The following is a 19,133-nucleotide window of genomic DNA, read 5'->3' on the forward strand; positions in this document are numbered from 1 at the left end:
AAGGCGTATAATCTTATTTTTAAATTCTGATTCGTATCTTCGTTTTTTCATTGTCGTAACCTCTTTTCTGAAATAAATTATATCATTTATTCGACTGAGGTGTTACAACTTTAGTATACCACTACAACTAAGGTATATTTTTAATCTACTTCTATTATGTAATTAAATTCATCTATTCTCATATATTTTAACCTTTTGTTAAATTTTTTAAATTCCCCTTCCAGAAAATCAATATATGAATAATATTCATCTTGTATTTCTTCTACTTGTTCTCTAGATAATCCTCCTAAAATACATTTCTCATCAGCTTTATCCTTAAACATTAGGTCTCCAATAATTATTTTTCCGTTATCTTTTAGTACCCTAAGCATTTCCTGTATGGCTATAGATTTTTCATTATTATTTAAATGATGAAAAGCATATGTTGAAACTATAATGTCAAAACATTTATCACTATAAGGTATCTTTAAAAATTCTCCTAGTCTAACCTTTAGTTGAGGATATTTTTGTTTTGCAACACGCAGCATCTCTCTAGATTGATCTATTCCAACTATGTTATAATTTTTATTTAAAAACTTACTGGCTAAATTGCCTGTTCCTACCCCTACTTCTAATATTAATGGATTATTTATGCTTGAGCTGGTTGCTAAATTATATACGTTTTCTAATATTAAATTGTAATTTTTGTATATTTTCAGTGCTCCTCTGTCTTCTATTACATCATCATCATAAGTGTCAGCCCAATTATTAAAGTTCCACCTGTCTTGCCAACTATTTTTTATTTTATTTAATTCATTAGCATTTTTTATAACATCTAATATGTTACTATCTACTTTACACTCATCTGATTCATAAATATTATCTATTATGCTTTCAAGTGATGTTCTAATAGTATTTAATCTATCAATTTCATTATTAATAATTTGCCATTGATTATTAAAATGATTTAAATAATTACTATTGCTACTATTAGTCATTATATCCTTTATATCTTTAATTGATAATCCTATAGATCTATACAGTAATATTGCTTGTAACTTCATTATATCTTCATCATTAAATTTTCTATACTCATTATTCACGTCTCTTAAAGGTTCTAATAATCCTTTTTTCTCATAATATCTAATCTTATTTGTTGTTATGTTAAATATTTTAGCTACTTGATTTATACTATAATTATCCTTCATAATCTATCATCCCCCCTTAAATATTATTCTAAACTTTAGTCTTAGGCTAAGGTCAAGAAAAAATCTACTAAGTTATTTATATATCTTAAAAACTTTCATTTAGATATTAATATAAATAGAATAAAACAATAAATATATCAAATTACTTTTATTTTTTATTGACAAACGATAAATAGTTATGTATTATAATATTGAAAATCAAAGAATTGAGGTTGATAAAATGAAAAAAAATTTTAATCCTAAAATTTTGAATATAATTATACTTTTAGGAATATCTATTACATGTATTCTTGTTTTAGGTTCTGGATTTATTACTACAGCGTTTCTTAAAAGTCAATTTTCTTTAATAGATCATAGTTTAGTAATGCGTATTACAACTTGTATTTATTTGTGTGCAATTCCCTATATTATAGCTTTATTTAAGTTAAAAAAACTTTGTAGTTTAATTGTGAAAAATAATCCTTTTTCTATGGAAACTGTTAAATCATTAAATATTATTTCTATATGTGCTTTTAGTGAACTGATTATTTTTATTGGATGTAAAAAATATTTAGATTACTCAGTTGAAGGGTTCAAAACTATTCCTTTAGTATTTCCAATTATCGCATTAACTATTATTTGTCTAACAATAGGATTTTTATGTCTAGTATTATCACAATTATTTGAAACAGCTATAAAAATTAAGGAAGAAAATGATAAAACTATTTAGAAAGGGATGCTCGTATGCCAATTATAGTAAATCTTGATGTAATGATGGCCAAGAGAAAGATTAATTCTACCCAACTTTCAGAAAAAATGGGAATAACTATGGCTAATCTTTCTATTTTAAAAAATAACAAAGCAAAAGCTATTCGCTTTTCTACACTAGACACTTTATGTGAACTTTTAGAATGTCAGCCTGGTGATATTTTGGAATATGTAGACGAGGATGATGCTAGATTAAAATAATATATCTATTATTTAAATCTATAAAAAAATTAATTGTATGATTAATATAAAAATTTTACTTAATTAATTGAGGAGGAATTTAAATGAAAAATATAATAAAAAGAAATCCTTTAACTTTAATATCATTTATTATGGGGTTCGGTTGTTTCGTAGCCTTTAACATCATCGGGTCTGAAGTTGCTCCAGATGGTACTCTTATAGAACCATTTGGCTTACTACCAATTGGTTACTTATTTATAGCTATTGGTATAATAAATCTCATAATTTCATTCTTTCGTAACCGTAAAAAATCTGATAACCATAAGGGTAATTAAAAGTTTAGATGAATATAATACATGTGTAGTTATAAGATAATAAATAAGAAAAAGCAAAGACTTTATATACGTAAAATCTTTGCTTTTTTAATATTATTTTTGTCTATCAACATAATACCAAAAACCAGCGTTATTTATGGTATGGTCCACCTTACCACTTTCAAGTAAGGTTTTTTTCTTATTTATATAATAATTATAACTACTATTTCTACCTTATTTCTTTATTTTTTACCTCTAATAACTTCTAATATATATCCTATTCCCATACCCATAAAAGAACCTGCAGTTCCCCACATAAAATTTCCTGTAATGACTCCAACACCTGTCCCAATTATAAAACCTCCAAGCATTAAATTAACTGAAGTTTCCTCCTCATCTTCTTCATCATAACTACCTTTGTTATCACTAGATATATGATCTGTTTGATTTATACTTTTTTCTTTATCTATTTTTTCATTAACTACCAACTCATCTAAACTAACATTAAATATATCTCTTAATAATATGAGGTTATCTATATCTGGATAAGCTTTACCAGATTCCCACTTTGAAATTGCTTGGCGTGATATATTTAACTTTTCTGCAAGCTGTTCTTGTGATAGTTTTTTCTCTTTTCTTAATTTCTTTAAATTATCTTTGAAATTCAAATTAACCACCTCATATGTAATTATCCCTATCTATTTGTCATTATACAAGCATATATTAGTTACTTTTATTGTAAACCAATAGTTGCACCAATGTAAAATCCTAATTATACATAGTTAAACTTTAATATTAATACTTTATATTGCAATATTAAAGTTTAACATACTTACTCCAACATTTCTTAATATAAAAGAAGAAGGAGTGCCCTTCATAGATACTCCTTCTCCATTACTTAAATAGTCTACTAAACTATCACTGATATTTTCAGACTTATTATAACATTTTTTAAAATAATCCATATAAAGCTTATGCTATCATATTACTTATGATACGGTTCTCCGTATCACTTCTAAATGAGGTTTTTATCTTATAAATTCAAATTACTCATAGCATTCAAATCCACATCATATAAATTTCTTCTACCATCCTTTGTAATATATAGTATTTCTTCTTTTTCTAGTTCCTTTAAAGAAGTTCTAATTTTAGATTTTCCAACATTAGAAAGTTTATATTTATCGGCATTCAAAATATCATGTAACTCATCAATACTTAATCCATCTTCTCCAAAAAGAGTATTTTGTACTAATATAAATAATATACTTGCCTTTTTCTCATCTTCTGCAGCGATTTTATCAGCTATATCTCCAAAATAATTAAGTTTATTATGCCTATCATCTAAAGACTCACATAAATCATTTAATGACTTAATCAGCATATCAAAAAACTTAATTACAAAAATGGTTAAATCTCCTCTACTTTTTTCATCATTAGTTTCTTTAAAGCTTTTATAATATGAGCTAATATTTTCTTTTATTGTATATGATAATTTATATGAAACTAGATACTGCAATTTTTGTGATAATAAATAACTACTTATAAATCTACTTGTTCTACCATTACCATCATAGAACGGATGAATATATCCAAATATATAATGAAAAACTGCAATTCTTATCAAAAAATTATACTCATCATTATTTAAAATACTTAATCCATTGGTCATACATTTAATTAGTTCATCTTCAGGATAAATGCCACTATGAATTATTTTTCCTGAAGGATTTTGTACATATACTTTATCTTTTCTAAAAATACTTCCATCTGGCTCATTTTTAGGATTTTCTTCAATTACTTCCTTTAAAACTAATTCATTATATAACTTTCTTATATCTTCGCACTCTAAAAGTTGTATATCTTCTTCCATTAACAATTCATATTTTTTAACTAATCCATATAATCTTCTTTTTTTATTTTCATGAGTTTTATCATTTAAAATATCATTTATTTCTTTTCTTGTGCTAATTACACCTTCTATTTCATTAGTCATTCTTATTTCATCTATTAAACATTTCTTTGTATATTGATTTAATGCTATAAGCGGTACATTATTCATCTTTCTTAATAACTCACGATCTAATTCCATTATAGATTCAACTCTTTGTAATATATCATGATTAATAACAACAAAAGAATCATATCTGCTTACTTTAAAGTTAAATCTATAAGTTGATTCACTATTATATCTATCTGTATATATCTTTAAATATTTATTATTGTCACTATAAAATATACTTGAAAGTGCTTTATATTTCATATACATGCTCCTTTCCACCATTAATTGTGTTTTTATTATTATAATATATGTAATTTAACAAGTAAATGTGATTTTATTAATTTAATTTGTTTTAATTTCATAATATTAATAACCAAACTCAAAAACTAATTAATATATTATTATATTATTATATTATTACCATTTTACTATATAATTAATCTGAGTTTTTCTTACTTATGATACGGTATTTTTCTGAATAAAAATAACATTAACCATGTAATATCAATACTTTACAAGAAAACCTCATTTACTTATGGTACAGTTCTCCGTATCCATTGCAAGTGAGATTTTTATTTATCTTTTTAAGTATATACTTCTTTTCCTTTATAGTTTTTTCCACTTAGAATTTCTACCCTTACCTACAGCTTCTATTTTTCCTTCAACTCTCAACTTTTCAAACACTCTATTTATAGTGGCTTCTCCTACATCTGGACATATAGTTCTTATTTCATTCTTAGTAAAATACCCTAACTTCCCTTCTATAGCCCTTTCTATTCTTTGACTCTTACTGCCCTTAGTATTTTCAATACAGCCTACTCTATCCTCTAATTCTTTATATGATTTTATAATAACACCAAGAAAATATTCAAGCCATATATACAAATTATTTTTGCCATCATGCCATAACATCGATGATTTATTCAGTGCATCATAGTAAGTTTCTTTACTATCCTCAATAATTTTTTCTAAACTAATAAATTTTCCAACCTCAAAACCACTTTGATACAAAAGTAAAAGTGTTAATAATCTAGACATTCTTCCATTTCCATCATTAAAAGGATGGATGCAAAGAAAATCTAATATAAATGCAGCTATTAAAACTAATGGTTCAACTTTTTCTTTTGCAATCTCTTTTCTATATTCTTCACAAAGCCTATCCATATAGCTTGGAGTACTAAATGCATCTATAGGCTTAAATCTTATATATTTACTTCCATTAGGTAATATTTCTTCAATCACATTATCAGTATTTTTATAGTTTCCACCCTTAGCTGATGAAAACTTGTATAAATCTCTATGTAATTGTAATAATACAGTTGATTTTATAGGTATAGCATCAAAAGCACTATGAATAGTATTTAACACATCTCTATACCCAGCTATTTCACTTTCACTTCTATCTCTTGGTTCTATTTTCTTATCCATTATTTCACGCAATCTTTTATTCGAAGTATAAATACCTTCTATCCTATTAGATGATTCTACACTTTGTATAATTGCTACATCTTTAAGTGTATTTAATATTTGAGGTGATTGCTTTTTATACAAATCTTGCTTCCCCTTATATTCATTTATAGTAGTTAACATTCTCACTATACTCATAGGTAATGCTAAGTTATTCAATTTATTATTTTCAAAAGAAATCATTCTACATTCTCCCTCGTTTAGATTATATTTTATTATTATCATAATATCATAAACATAATCATTTTAACTTAAATGATTATGTTTTTTGTTAATATAATATATTTAATTTTAAATAAACCTTATCATTTAACAGCAAATGATAAGGTTTATTCTTAATGTGAAATTATCTTAATTTTTACTTTATTAAATTATGAATTGGAATTTATAATTTAGATTTTTATCTTTGTTGTAACTTTTTCCACTTTCGTATTTTTGTTCTGAAAGACTTGAATGGTGCAACAGTATTGGTGTGAATCCATTTCCATATTGCCCAATTAGACGGAGTTGATGATGCCCACATTCTCCCACCTTGCTGAAATAATTCAACATCTGTATAATTGTTAATCAATGTAATAATTTGCTGTTCTGCTTTTATAAACATAGTACGTAATTCTTTTAAGGTATATCCATCATATTGTTTATAAAAACTTTCATATAAGGCACCAAGATTATTCCATTTGTAATCTGGTGTTGGCGTTATAACAACATAACCTTGCTGCTCTTGATTTTCCCAATCAAGAATAAGATTCATCCATCCCAACTGATAAGCAAGCATTTGAGAAGGTGTTCTGTCAACTTCATCAATTAATCTGTCTTTATCTTTGTCATCGATATCACCAAATTCTTCTATGAATAACTTTGCACGCTTTTGAATTTCTGAAATTAATTCTTGTCTATTTTGATATTCAGGCAATTTGTCACCTTCTTTCAAATCACTATTTAGATTTATGCCAATTATAAAAATCTTTTAGGTCTGCTTTTCGTTCCTGTAGTAAGGCTGTTTTCTTAACGCCTTGAATTGCACCTTCTAGTGCCCTACCCTATACTTTTTATACTTAAAGCCTCTTGAAGTATATTAATTTCCTTACAAATTTGTGGTATTTCGTTTATAATATGAATTTTTTTAGGTTGTACAACTTTTTTTTGTTCAATAGCCATTACCATTGTTTCAAATACAAGTAACAATTGTGCTAAATCTTCATCTGATAAATTTAAGTATTCCTTCGTTGTACAATCTTTGTCAAGTAAATAGCTAATATGTTCTAAAGAAAAAACCGCTGGCCACATTATTTCAAGTATTTCCTTATTATTAGGAATCTCACCTAATGCTGTATTATAGGCAATCTTGAAATTCACAAGGTCTATCTCTATCTTTTCTTTTATAGATTTTATATCATACCTGTTATCCATTGACCTATTATATGTTAATCTAACTATTACTTCAGCCTGACTACGAATTAATTTAATCATTAAACCTGGTAATCGGCTAGAGGCTGAACGATTGCCAATAAGATAAGTACCAATTACTCCAATTATAGACCCAATCACAATAGCCATAATACGTGCTGTTGCAAAATAAGAAATATTGTGTATTTGAGTAGAAGTTTCCGCCATAAGCAAAGCATTTGGAGTGATAAATATCACTGCTATGGCATAATTTTTCACAATAAAAAGTTGCATCATTACTGTTAAACACATGTTAATTATAACCATTGTGAAACCTTGTGGTTGTAGTTTAAATATAATAATAGCTATCATCAATCCAATAATGGTTCCACATGAACGCTGAATTGCTCGATGAAAGGTAGACATAATAGTTGGACCCGACATAACAGAAGCACATGTTAATGGAATCCAATAAGCCCTGGTAAAAGAAAAACTAAAAGCAATCATGGTTGCTACTGAAAGAACTATACCATATCGAACTGCGTTAATAAACACTATTGAATCTTTATTACAAGCTTTAGTAAACTTCATCTTTAATGAAGGTTTTGAAATTTTGCCTCCCTGTTCAATGTATGTTAATGGTGTATTGATAATTGCCTGGGTATCATAAATTATCTTTAAAAACTTATAATACTCCTTATCTGGCTCTTGATGTAGTGGAACTATTTTAATTTTCTCTCCATCCTTTAATTCAATTCCCATAGATAATTTTCTTATAATCTCACCAAATTCCGTTGGTAACTTAGTTTTTCCATTCAAATATAATTCAAGCATTTCTAAAAATAGCTTATTAGCTTGTTCATTTAGTAGAGATAATCGATTAAATATTGATGAGTTTTTCCCAGAAATATAACCTGTTAAAAGAGTTTCTTCTGATTGCTTTAAGGCATTAACAGTATGCTGTCGTACATTATTAATATTTTCACTACCTATAGCTTCACTAAATGCTGCTAAAGCTAAATAAACCCCCTTAAGTGTTTTTATTTCAGGTCCATGTGGATTAAAAAACCATCCTACCATACTAATTATCCACGCAAAAAGACCACTTATCAATACTATGAAAGTACGGATAGGTGCTGCTGATGGATCAATAGGCATCCCTGTTGTCATAATAAAACTTAGCACAAAAAATATCGCCGATGGACCTGGTATCTTAAGTACCCCAAATATAAAGGTTGTTATTGCTCCAATCAATCCCACTATTAAAACAACAAGCAAAGGATAAGGTGCTACTAAGGTACCTAGTCCAACTGAAAGACTGATACCGATGGCAACAAAAAATATTTTTTTTGCACGCTGAACATAGGGTTCATTAAAAACATATAGATATACAAATCCTCCAATTGAACTCAATAACCCTAAACGTAATTGTCCTATTAATATTCCAACAATTAAGGGGACCCCTGAACATATAGCAGCACCTATTGCTTTTGACCAAGAAAAAGGCTTTTTATTAATTTCAAATGCTTGTTTTATTACAGTTAATAAAGATTTAACTCCTTGTTTATCCTTTTTAAACATGTATACACCTTCTTTCTACTCTAAGTTCTTCATTATCTTTTGTAAAATATTATCAAAAATCTCTAGTTCATATTTATCAATGTCTTAAACACAAAAGTTACACACTTTTCATCAATAGTAGATGTTTCAAAATACCCTTTTAAAACGTTTTCTTATGATATTATCTTATATTTCTAGCTTTCCGTTTCTTCAATATTATACTAACCCCATATCTAGGTAATCATATCATATGAATAAATGACAATCAAGTTTGCAATATTCATATGATTTTTAATATATCCACTCACTGAGTCCCTTTTACCAAACGCATTACTGATTCAGTTGTTTTTAAAAGATTTTCTCTACAGCATATCTTTGCCTGCTCAAAAGGTATAGGCTGAAGATTTGTTGAGAATATCGCAGTGATACCTCTTTCATATACTTTTTCAGCCTCATCACCAACTGCTCCAACTATAGCTATTACTGGAATATGGTATTTTGAGGCTTTTTCTGCAATTCCAACTGGAACCTTTCCTCTTAAACTTTGTCCATCTATTTTTCCTTCACCTGTTATAATTAAATCTGCATTAGAAATTATTTCATCATATTTTACAACATCTAATACAATTTTTATTCCTGGCTGAAGCTTTGCACCTGCAAAAGCCACAAGCCCTGCCCCAAGACCTCCAGCTGCACCAGATCCAGGTATATCTTGAACATCTATTTCTAAATCTCTTCTTACTCTTCCAGCAAAATTCTTTAAATTTTCATCTAATATTTTAACCATTCTTTCATCTGCACCTTTCTGTGGTGCAAAAACATATGCTGATCCAGTAGGTCCATATAGTGGATTATCTACGTCACATGCAGCAACTATTGTACAATTTTTAATTCTCTTATCAATACCTGATGTATCAATGGATTCCAGTTTTTCCAGACCTCCACCATTCAGATCAATCTCTTTATTTTCCTTATCTAAAAATTTTGCACCTAAGGCTGCTGCCATACCAATACCGCCATCATTAGTAGCACTGCCACCTATGCCTATAATTATTTTTGAGCATCCTCTATTTAATGCATCAAAAATCAACTGTCCAGTACCATATGTAGTAGTAAGAAGTGGATTTTTTCTATCTTCTACAAGGGTAATACCTGATGCTGCTGCCATTTCTATAACCGCAGTTTCCTTATCTGGTAAAATACCATAAAAAGCTTCTAATTCTTCAAATAAAGGACCTTTTACTTTAACTTTTATTTTTTCTCCTCCCATAGCCGTTAAAAATGCATCAACAGTTCCTTCTCCACCATCTGCTATAGGAATTTTTACTACTTCTGTATTTGGAAAAATATTTTCTATACCCTGCTCAATAATGTTGCATACCTCTATTGAACTCATAGTTCCCTTAAAAGAATCTGGTGAAATAATAATCTTTTTCAAAGTCATTACCCCCTTGTAATTTAATGAAAAACTTATTTTACCTTATAATTTATTATACTATTAAAATCATTCTCCTCTTTGCCTTATTTTCCTGCTTATGCTATTCATTAATTACATTAAATAAATTGTTTCCTTATAAAATCTTTTGTATAATGTAATTCTTGTAATTAAACACACCAACTTCAATTTAATAAAAGGATGTGAAATTCATGAAAATAAAAAATCAAAAAGAGTTTTTTAATGAGACCTATAAGAAATGGGCTGAAAGCATATCTGAAGAAAGACTAACTCTAGTAAAAAAAGTAGTAGCTTTATTAGGAATCTCTGAAGGCAATTCAGTACTTGATGCTGCATGTGGGACTGGTATATTGTATTGTGCATTAAAAGATATCCACCTAAAAGACTACTTAGCAGTAGACATATCAGAAAAAATGCTTGAAGAATTAAATAAAGTATTCCCTGAAGCAAAAACAAAATGCTTAGATTTTGATAAAAAAATAACTCTAGATGATAAGTTTGATTACGTTATTATATTTAACAGCATTCCTCATTTTGAAAATATAGATATATTATTTGCGAATACAAAAAAATTATTAAATACTGGAGGAAAGTTTGCAATAATCCACGGCAGAACCCGTAAAGGGATAAAAGAACATCATAAAAAAATTGGATATGACTTAGGAAGAGAGCCTATTCCTACTGATGTTACACTAAATAAGCTAAGTAAAGAATATGATTTTAATGATGTAGTTATAAAAGATGAAGATTTTTTTTATTTTAGCTGTGTAAGTAATTAAAGGGTTAGATTCAAATTTGTCTAACCCTTTAAAATACCCATTTCATAAACCTTTGGTGCTCCTGACAGGACTTGAACCTGCGGCCTGCTGATTACGAATCAGCTGCACTACCAACTGTGCTACAGAAGCTCATTTACATTATTTTGATTTATATACATTTTACTCCTATACTCTTTCTATATCAATACTTATTTTATTTTTCAAAATTTCCCAGGAAATATTTCATTAAACTCCCTAGTTTATATTGATTTTTTCTGCTTATACTAAAAATATATGAGTTGCAATAAATAATATTCATTGTATTAAAACTTCATCAGAGTTTTTCTCATAAATTCATCATTGAACAGTGAGTATTGATAATTGCAATATAAATACATTAAAGACAAGGGGTGTTTTATATGTTTGAAATGATTCCTTCTAGAAGAAACAACAAGCTAAGACATAAAAATAACTATGCTGATACTTTCGTAGATGAATTTTTTAATAGTGATTTTTTCTCACCAGCTTTAATGAACAACACTTTTAATGTTGATGTAAAAGAAACAGAAAATTCTTATTTAATTGAAGCAGATTTACCTGGTGTAAACAGAGAATCTATAGATTTAGAATATGAAAATAACTATTTGACAATAAGTGCAACCCGTAATGACACTGTAGAAGAAAAACAACATAATTATGTAAGACGTGAAAGAAGATATGGAGAATTTAAAAGAAGCTTCTATGTAGATGATGTTGAAGAAAATGGAATTGATGCAATCTTTAATGATGGTGTTTTAAAAATTACTCTTCCAAAACATGAAAAGGAAAGATCTAATAAGAGGAAAATAGATATACATTAAAAAAATGAGGCATACGCCTCATTTTTATTCCTGATGTATAACATCCAATCTTGCAAATTTACTGAATTGTCCAAGGAATGCAAGTTTAACTGTCCCCGTTGGACCGTTTCTTTGTTTTGCAATTATGCATTCAGCTATATTTTTGTCTTCTGACTCCTTGTTATAGTATTCATCTCTATATAAGAACATAACAAGGTCAGCATCCTGCTCTATTGATCCTGATTCTCTAAGGTCAGAAAGCATAGGTCTATGATCTGCTCTTTGCTCAGGAGCACGTGATAATTGTGAAAGTGCTATAACTGGACAGTGCATTTCTTTTGCAATAGCCTTAATGGATCTTGAAATTTCAGATACCTCTTGTTGTCTACTTTCAGTATTACTTCCAGTCATAAGCTGAAGGTAGTCTATTACAATTAAATCTATTCCATGTTCCATTTTTATTCTTCTGCACTTAGAACGCATTTCCATTACAGAAACACCTGCTGTATCATCTACATATATCTTGGAGTTAGCAATTGGTCCAGCCGCTTTTGCTATTCTTTCCCAATCATTTTCATCTAACTCTCCTGTTCTAAGCTTAAGCATATCTATATTTGCTTCCGAACAAAGCATCCTATAAGCTAATTGTTCCTTTGACATTTCAAGAGAAAATACAACTACACTTTTACCATCTCTAATTGCTGCATACTGAGCAATATTCATTGCAAATGTAGTTTTTCCCATAGAAGGTCTTGCTGCAACCAGTACCATATCTCCTGGTTGAAGTCCTGAAGTTTTAGCATCTAGCTCTGGGAACCCACTAGCTACTCCCGTAGTCCCACCTTTGTTATTAAACAATTTTTCTATCTGCTCAAAACCTCTCTCAAGTACAGTGCTTATAGGCTCAAAATCATTTGTTTCTCTCTTTTGAGCTATGTCAAATATTCTTTTTTCAGCAGCATCAAGTACACTTTCTACATCATCCTGCTTTGAATAACTCTCTTCTATTATATCTGCTGAAGATCTTATAAGTCTTCTTAAAATAGCTTTATCTTCAACAATTTTAACGTATGAACTAAGATTAATAGTAGATTCTACGGAATTACTTAGCTCAGCAATATAAGTCATGCCTCCGACTGCCTCTAATTTCTCTGTAACCTTTAAATGTTCTATTAGTGTAATCATATCTACTGGAATATCTTTTTTATATAGTTCCAATACAGCATCAAATATTATCTTATGACCTTCTCTATAAAAGTCATCTCCTTTTAATGCTTCTGCTGCTTGTGCTATAGATATTCTGTCCTTTATCATACATCCTAATACTGTCTGCTCTGCCTGTAAATTATGGGGCAAACTTCTAAGCGGTGCTTCCATCTATTCATCTCCAAATACAATTTTACTAAGTTCTTCGATATTGTCTACTGCTGTAACCTCAATATCATCTAACCCTTGTGGTACTTCTTTTATGTTATCCTTAGGGATAAGTACAAGTTTTATACCTTTTCTTCTTGCTCCATAAACCTTCTCAAAAATACCACCAACTGGTTTTACTTTACCTCTTAAAGATATTTCTCCAGTAACAGCAATATCCTGTCTAATAGGTTTATTTAAAAGGGCACTAATGATACATATTGTTATAGCAGCACCAGCTGAAGGTCCATCTATGCGTCCTCCCCCTACTACATTTACATGAATATCATAGTCACTTATATCTTTATCTGTTAACTTTCTTATAACAGATGCAGCATTAAATACAGAGTCCTTTGCCATACTTCCTGCTGTATCATTAAATCTTACTATTCCTTTTCCTTTATCCTTAGCTTCAAATACGGCTGTTTCAATTTCTATAGTAGACCCTATATATCCGCTAACTCCTAGTCCATAAATACGACCTACTTCACATTCCTCATCCTTTGAAACTTCTTCAAAAGGAGTAATTCTGCTTATAGATATGATTTCTTCTAAATCTTTTATTGTAATTTTAATATTATCATTTGCTTCTGATTTACTATTATAAAGTGCATATCCATAAACATCTGCAAGTATGTTTACCGCTTTTCTACCTTCTATTGTGTATCTGCTTATTAGTTCTGCAACACCCTCTTCTAACTCTATATTTAGTTTTTCAGCGGCGTTGATTACTATTTTTTCAATATCCTTAGAAGATAGGGGTTCAAAATACACTTCTGTACATCTTGATCTTAAAGCTGGATTTATATCTTTAGGCTCTCTAGTTGTTGCACCTATAAGAACAAAATCTGCTGGTGCACCATTTTCAAAAAGATATTTTATATACTTAGGTGTATTTTCATCATCTGGATCATAATAAGATGATGAAAACTCTACTCTTTTATCTTCTAGAACCTTTAATAATTTATTTTGTAGTATTGAATCAAGCTCTCCAATTTCATCTATGAACAGAACACCACAATGTGCATCTGTTACAAGTCCTGGTTTAGGCTCTGGAACACCAATTTCAGCTAAATCTCTTTTGCTTCCCTGATATATTGGATCATGAACTGATCCTAAAAGAGGGTTTGTTATCTCTCTTGGGTCCCATCTTAGAGTTGTTCCATCTACTTCTACAAACTGTGACTCATTGTGAAAAGGTGTATATCTTAATTTTTTTGCTTCTTCCAAAGCAAGTCTGGCAGCAGTAGTTTTACCTACTCCAGGAGGTCCATAAAGAATAATATGTTGTGGATATGGTGATGCCATCTTTGATATTAGTGACTTTATAGCTCTCTCCTGACCAACTATTTCTGAAAAAAGCTGTGGTCTTAAAAGAGCTTGAATATTATTAGAAAGTTTTCTAGAATCTAAAACCTCAAGTCTTTCATATTTTTTTAGAGTTTTAGCATTCTCGGTACCCTTTCTTTTCTTTATAATACCAAGTCTTACTTCATCAATATACTTTTCTTGCTTTTCCATTACTGCTTGTTCTACTTCTTTTTCTATGCTGTTTTCAACGTATTTTTTAGCAACAGCATCAGCAAGACACTGATTAGTATTTTCTATAGCTTCTTCTATGTTTTTTTCATTTGGTATTATATCAATACCTTTTCCATCACTTATTATCTTATTTATTGCATAAATTTTCTTATAAATATCATCACTGTGAATATACTTATTAAGCTTATGCTTTACAATTCTAGCCCTTATAGTTTTTTCACTGATTACTTTTTTCATTATTTCGTGTAAAACATCAACCTGCACATCTAAAGATATTTTATCACTAAAAAAATCCATTCCATCCTTTGATTTATCATCCATTAATGAAGATTTCAATATTGTTACCCTCCAAAAATTCAGTTTAGCATTTTAATAAAAGAATTTTCTTTTAGGTGTCCCCCCTTTATCTAAGTTATTGTTCTGTAATAACAACCTTTACCTTAGTTGATATTTCAGGATATAGTTTTATTTCTACTTCGTAAGTTCCAAGTTGTTTTATTGTATCAGCAACTATCTTTTTCTTATCTATTTCTACCTTATACTGTTTTTTTAATTGTACAGCTATATCTTTACTTGTAATAGCTCCAAATAATCTTCCACCATCTCCTGCTTTTGCAGAAATTTTTATTTCTTTATTCCTTAATTCTTCTGCTGTCTTCTGAGCTGCTTCTGTTTCTGCTAACTTTTTCTTTCTTTCAGCTTCATTTTGTCTGTTTAAAATATGCATATTAGAATCTGTTGCTTCTTCAGCTAAACCTCTTGGTAATAAAAAGTTTCTTGCATATCCATCTGATACATTTACTACCTGACCTTTTTTTCCTTGTCCCTTTACATCCTTTAATAATATTAATTTCATTATTCTTCACCTTCCCTTAAGTATTTATCAATAGCATGTTTTAATTTTTCTCTTGCTTCATCTATGGTAACATTATTTAGTTTAGTACCTGCAATGGTTAAATGTCCTCCACCACCTAATGTTTCTAATATCAACTGCACATTTATATCGCCAAATGACCTGCCACTAATAAATACCTCATCCTCTATTTTAACAAGAACAAATGACGCTTGAATACCTGTAATATTTAGTAGCTCATCCGCTACTTGAGCAGCTAATACATTATCTTGTATTTCTGGTGGACAAACAGCAATAGAGATATTATTTTCTACCTCTGCAAAACTCATAATTCTAGCTTTTTTTAAATAAGTCTTTAAATCACTTGCAAACATTTTCTTTACATCTATTATATCAGCTCCAAGCTGTCTTAAGTAAGCTGCAGCTTCAAATGTCCTAACTCCTGTCTTAAAATAAAAATTCTTAGTATCTACGTAAATTCCAGCTAAAAGCATTTCTGCCTCCAAAGAACTTATATTATGTTTAGGACTATCTATCATATATTGAAGCATTTCTGTAACTAATTCACAAGTAGAAGATGCATAAGGTTCTATATAATTTAAAAGAGTTTCTTCTACTGCATCTGTTGATTTTCTATGATGATCTATTACAACTGTTCTATTTACATTCTTTAATATTTCTAAATCATGTACATGACTTTTACTGTTTACATCTACTAATATAAGTAAGCTGTCTTTATCATACGTTTCTATACATTTTTCTTTAGTTATAAATATTTCATTATATAAATTTTCTTCTGAAATTTTCTCAACAACGTTTTCAATTCCACTGTTTATTTTATCCAGTATTACGTGTGATTCCTTTCCTAGCGCTTTTGCCACACTATTAAGTCCCATAGCAGCCCCAAGTGCATCTATATCTGGATTTCTATGTCCCATTATAAACACATTGCTGCTTTCTTTTATTATACCAACTAATGCATGCGCCACAACTCTTGCTCTTACCTTAGTTCTTTTTGCAACTTCTTTGGTCTTTCCTCCGTAAAACTGAAGTTTATCCTTATCTTTTATAACAACTTGGTCACCGCCCCTGCTCAAGGCTAACTCTTTTGCAGATATTGCAAAGTTATGATTTTCACCAGGAGTCTCTCCACCACATCCTAGTCCTATGCTTAGAGTAACTGTCAACTTATTACCAAAATTTATTTCTCTTATTTCATCTAAAATATCAAAATTCTTTTCTTTTTCTTTATTTATGTTTTTATTTTGGGTTACCATTATATATTTACTGGAAGAATATTTTGTAGTCATTGCCTGTAAGCTTTGACCATAATTTTTTATTATTCTCTCTATTTCTGCTGACAAAAGTAATGCTTTATCTTCATCTGTAGTTTTAAGTACATCATCCAAATTATCTACTTCTATAAGCATTACTACATTTTTACTTTCCTCTTTTTCTTTTTTTGATTTTATTTCCTCACTTACATCATAAAAATATAAAAGAACGATCTTATTTTTATTACTTACACCTTCTTTATCATCCTTTATATTTACAAATATATTATAATATTTATCCCTGATTTTTACATACTTAAATACCTTTTTATCCTTGTTTAAAATATAATTAATATTTACTTCATTTACTATTTCTTTTATATTTTTACCTAATATCTCACTCTTTTCAAATATGTTGGTGAATTTTTGATTGTACCATACTATATTTCCCTCTCCATTTATTATAGTTAGAGGGAAAGGTATGTTTACTAACACATTTCTTGCAGAGATATCCATTTTAGATACAAAATCCTCAATAAATTTTTCCCATTCATCTTTTTTATATTTGAATACCTTAATATTGTAGAAAACAAATATACCATATAGTATAATCGCAATACCACCTACATATATGTGTCCCAATGTAAATAAAATAACTATCAGCACTGCTATAATTAGCATATATATTTTATTATTTTCTACGAAATAATTATTCTCCATATTATTCCCTCGTTTTAACTTTTCTTATTGGGTTAGGATCTAGCTCTCTCAAATTTAAAATTATGTCCATAGTTCCTGACACAAGATAAATATCTGAGAAAATCGGCAAAATCAAACCTAGTAAAAGTATTATAGCTGATAATACTCTAGAAAACTTTAACTTATTTCTGAATATGTATGCAAAAAATGCAGCTCCATCTAAGCTGAATAAAAATCTTAATATATACATACTGATTCCATAAATATAAGTACCTATCTTTATACCCTTTGAGTCTAGTATTATTCCCAAGCATAGAATTATTATAATAAACGCAGCTATTAAATTGGGAATATATATTCTACTGAAACTAGTAATCTTATCTACTTTTAAGTTTGATTTTAGGAGAATTTTGCTTGTAATGAAATAGTTAATGTATGACTGTATTAAGCTGTTTGCTAAAATTATTACTGGTATTATAATAATTATTTTCTGAACTGTTACAATTTTTATTGCTTCGTTTACAGCATCTATAAGTTCGGTGGGTGCACCAATAGATATATATGTATCTTTAGCTATTCGTAAAGGTTCTTTAATTCCTTCCACGATTAAATTTAAAGAACCAATTATTCCGATCTTATTTATAAACTTAAAATATATTATAAACTGAGCAATAGTACCTACTGCAATTGATATTGAAGTTACAATTATACTAACAGAATTTGTCTTACCCTTATTTATACAATATCCTAAACAGATTCCTATTAATACATATATAAAAGTATAAAGTATTACAAGCAAGGGATTATACATAATACTTACTAAAATTGCACTTACGGCTGTAGCAAATAGAGTAACTACATAACCCTTCTTTACATAAATCAGTGTTATTGGAATGGGTAGAATAAACATAGCCATTGTAGCTGAAGAAGGTATATATATAGTATTTACAATAATTAAAGATATTGCTGCAATTATCCATAGTAATTCTAATACTCTTCTTACGTTAAAACTTTTATCCTGCATTATTTCCTCCATTAAATTCTATCTTTAATATGTGTGTATAACCTACTTAAATCTTTACTTTGCTTTTCCATAACGTCATTTTCAGCTATGCCTAATTTTAGTTTATTTTTTACATTTTCATCTACGTCCATATAAGAATAACCTAATCGCTCTCCTAATAGATATAAGATTATAATTGCCCCTGAAATACATTCTAAAATAGCTTCTTGAGCAACATTACTTCCTCTTACCAACAGTTTGAAAAAATCCCCTATAACGCATAAAAGTTCAGCTTTAAGATTCTCTATTATTCTTATATTTGACATTATATTGAAATCCTCATTTTTCACACACATCATCCCCTTATGAAGTCCTATATATATATTTTAGTTATTTTTACCTATATATGCAACTTTAGTTTTAGTTTCGTTTATTGTTTTTACAATTTAAGCC

Annotated in this window: 19 protein-coding genes, 1 tRNA gene and 1 pseudogene; 5 read left to right on the top strand and 16 right to left on the bottom strand. The window is 28.8% G+C overall.

Features of this window, described 5'->3' with window-relative positions; translation table 11 throughout:
* Positions 1 to 140: 140 nt before the first annotated feature.
* Positions 141 to 1,187, bottom strand: a complete 1,047-nt coding sequence (locus OIO11_RS14300; RefSeq protein ID WP_268072123.1) for a MerR family transcriptional regulator — start codon at positions 1,185 to 1,187, stop codon at positions 141 to 143.
* Positions 1,188 to 1,407: 220 nt separating this feature from the next.
* On the opposite strand from OIO11_RS14300, the gene OIO11_RS14305 reads away from it, so the two are divergent.
* From OIO11_RS14305 to OIO11_RS14315, 3 genes are all read left to right on the top strand, one after another.
* The gene (locus tag OIO11_RS14305; protein ID WP_268072124.1) at positions 1,408 to 1,896 is read left to right on the top strand and encodes a DUF2975 domain-containing protein; all 489 of its coding nucleotides are present in this window, start codon (positions 1,408 to 1,410) and stop codon (positions 1,894 to 1,896) included.
* A 14-nt stretch (positions 1,897 to 1,910) separates the two neighbouring features.
* On the top strand, positions 1,911 to 2,135 hold the full coding sequence (locus OIO11_RS14310) for a helix-turn-helix domain-containing protein (RefSeq protein WP_268072125.1): 225 nt from the start codon (positions 1,911 to 1,913) through the stop codon (positions 2,133 to 2,135).
* Positions 2,136 to 2,218: 83 nt separating this feature from the next.
* The gene (locus OIO11_RS14315; protein WP_268072126.1) at positions 2,219 to 2,449 is read left to right on the top strand and encodes a DUF3955 domain-containing protein; all 231 of its coding nucleotides are present in this window, start codon (positions 2,219 to 2,221) and stop codon (positions 2,447 to 2,449) included.
* Positions 2,450 to 2,670: 221 nt separating this feature from the next.
* Here the strand turns inward: OIO11_RS14315 and OIO11_RS14320 are convergent, their stop codons facing one another.
* The 8 genes and pseudogenes from OIO11_RS14320 to OIO11_RS14355 all read right to left on the bottom strand — a co-directional run bounded on the left by OIO11_RS14320 (position 2,671) and on the right by OIO11_RS14355 (position 10,281).
* Positions 2,671 to 3,096: a helix-turn-helix domain-containing protein gene (locus OIO11_RS14320; protein ID WP_442781307.1), complete on the bottom strand. Its 426-nt coding sequence runs from the start codon at positions 3,094 to 3,096 to the stop codon at positions 2,671 to 2,673.
* Positions 3,097 to 3,231: 135 nt separating this feature from the next.
* On the bottom strand, positions 3,232 to 3,393 hold the full coding sequence (locus OIO11_RS14325; RefSeq protein WP_268072128.1) for a hypothetical protein: 162 nt from the start codon (positions 3,391 to 3,393) through the stop codon (positions 3,232 to 3,234).
* Positions 3,394 to 3,461: 68 nt separating this feature from the next.
* On the bottom strand, positions 3,462 to 4,688 hold the full coding sequence (locus tag OIO11_RS14330; protein ID WP_268072129.1) for a Fic family protein: 1,227 nt from the start codon (positions 4,686 to 4,688) through the stop codon (positions 3,462 to 3,464).
* 345 nt (positions 4,689 to 5,033) lie between these two features.
* Positions 5,034 to 6,077, bottom strand: coding sequence for a Fic family protein (locus tag OIO11_RS14335; RefSeq protein ID WP_268072130.1), 1,044 nt, complete (start codon positions 6,075 to 6,077; stop codon positions 5,034 to 5,036).
* 217 nt (positions 6,078 to 6,294) lie between these two features.
* Complete coding sequence (locus tag OIO11_RS14340) at positions 6,295 to 6,810, bottom strand: ClbS/DfsB family four-helix bundle protein (protein ID WP_268072131.1); 516 nt, start codon at positions 6,808 to 6,810, stop codon at positions 6,295 to 6,297.
* Positions 6,811 to 6,832: 22 nt separating this feature from the next.
* Positions 6,833 to 6,931, bottom strand: a pseudogene (locus OIO11_RS14345) (competence protein TfoX); the annotation flags it as partial.
* A 1-nt stretch (position 6,932) separates the two neighbouring features.
* Positions 6,933 to 8,864 carry an FUSC family protein gene (locus OIO11_RS14350; RefSeq protein ID WP_268072132.1) on the bottom strand — a complete coding sequence of 644 codons (1,932 nt, stop codon included), beginning with the start codon at positions 8,862 to 8,864 and terminating at the stop codon, positions 6,933 to 6,935.
* A 283-nt stretch (positions 8,865 to 9,147) separates the two neighbouring features.
* The gene (locus OIO11_RS14355; protein WP_268072133.1) at positions 9,148 to 10,281 is read right to left on the bottom strand and encodes a glycerate kinase family protein; all 1,134 of its coding nucleotides are present in this window, start codon (positions 10,279 to 10,281) and stop codon (positions 9,148 to 9,150) included.
* Between the two features lie 209 nt (positions 10,282 to 10,490).
* Between OIO11_RS14355 and OIO11_RS14360 the strand changes: the two genes are divergently transcribed.
* Positions 10,491 to 11,078 carry a class I SAM-dependent DNA methyltransferase gene (locus OIO11_RS14360; RefSeq protein ID WP_268072134.1) on the top strand — a complete coding sequence of 196 codons (588 nt, stop codon included), beginning with the start codon at positions 10,491 to 10,493 and terminating at the stop codon, positions 11,076 to 11,078.
* A gap of 53 nt (positions 11,079 to 11,131) precedes the next feature.
* Here the strand turns inward: OIO11_RS14360 and OIO11_RS14365 are convergent.
* Positions 11,132 to 11,207 (bottom strand) — tRNA-Thr (locus OIO11_RS14365).
* Positions 11,208 to 11,476: 269 nt separating this feature from the next.
* Between OIO11_RS14365 and hsp18 the strand changes: the two genes are divergently transcribed.
* Complete coding sequence (gene hsp18 / locus OIO11_RS14370) at positions 11,477 to 11,917, top strand: heat shock protein Hsp18 (protein WP_268072135.1); 441 nt, start codon at positions 11,477 to 11,479, stop codon at positions 11,915 to 11,917.
* 24 nt (positions 11,918 to 11,941) lie between these two features.
* Here hsp18 and OIO11_RS14375 read toward each other — a convergent pair whose 3' ends face one another.
* The 6 genes from OIO11_RS14375 to OIO11_RS14400 form a co-directional block, all read right to left on the bottom strand.
* Positions 11,942 to 13,273 carry a replicative DNA helicase gene (locus tag OIO11_RS14375; RefSeq protein ID WP_268072136.1) on the bottom strand — a complete coding sequence of 444 codons (1,332 nt, stop codon included), beginning with the start codon at positions 13,271 to 13,273 and terminating at the stop codon, positions 11,942 to 11,944.
* The gene (gene lonC / locus OIO11_RS14380; RefSeq protein WP_268072164.1) at positions 13,274 to 15,172 is read right to left on the bottom strand and encodes a Lon family ATP-dependent protease; all 1,899 of its coding nucleotides are present in this window, start codon (positions 15,170 to 15,172) and stop codon (positions 13,274 to 13,276) included.
* A gap of 91 nt (positions 15,173 to 15,263) precedes the next feature.
* On the bottom strand, positions 15,264 to 15,707 hold the full coding sequence (gene rplI / locus OIO11_RS14385; RefSeq protein ID WP_268072137.1) for a 50S ribosomal protein L9: 444 nt from the start codon (positions 15,705 to 15,707) through the stop codon (positions 15,264 to 15,266).
* Positions 15,707 to 17,698, bottom strand: coding sequence for a DHH family phosphoesterase (locus tag OIO11_RS14390; protein WP_268072138.1), 1,992 nt, complete (start codon positions 17,696 to 17,698; stop codon positions 15,707 to 15,709). The genes rplI and OIO11_RS14390 overlap by 1 nt, the downstream gene beginning before the upstream one ends.
* A gap of 1 nt (position 17,699) precedes the next feature.
* Positions 17,700 to 18,701, bottom strand: coding sequence for a DUF2232 domain-containing protein (locus OIO11_RS14395; protein WP_268072139.1), 1,002 nt, complete (start codon positions 18,699 to 18,701; stop codon positions 17,700 to 17,702).
* Positions 18,702 to 18,712: 11 nt separating this feature from the next.
* Positions 18,713 to 19,030, bottom strand: a complete 318-nt coding sequence (locus OIO11_RS14400) for a MazG-like family protein (RefSeq protein WP_268072140.1) — start codon at positions 19,028 to 19,030, stop codon at positions 18,713 to 18,715.
* Between the last annotated feature and the right edge of the window lie 103 nt (positions 19,031 to 19,133).

Origin of the sequence: Clostridium sp. ZS2-4 (assembly GCF_026719745.1) — a bacterium.
In the GTDB taxonomy this organism is placed as follows: Bacteria; Bacillota; Clostridia; order Clostridiales; family Clostridiaceae; genus Clostridium_H.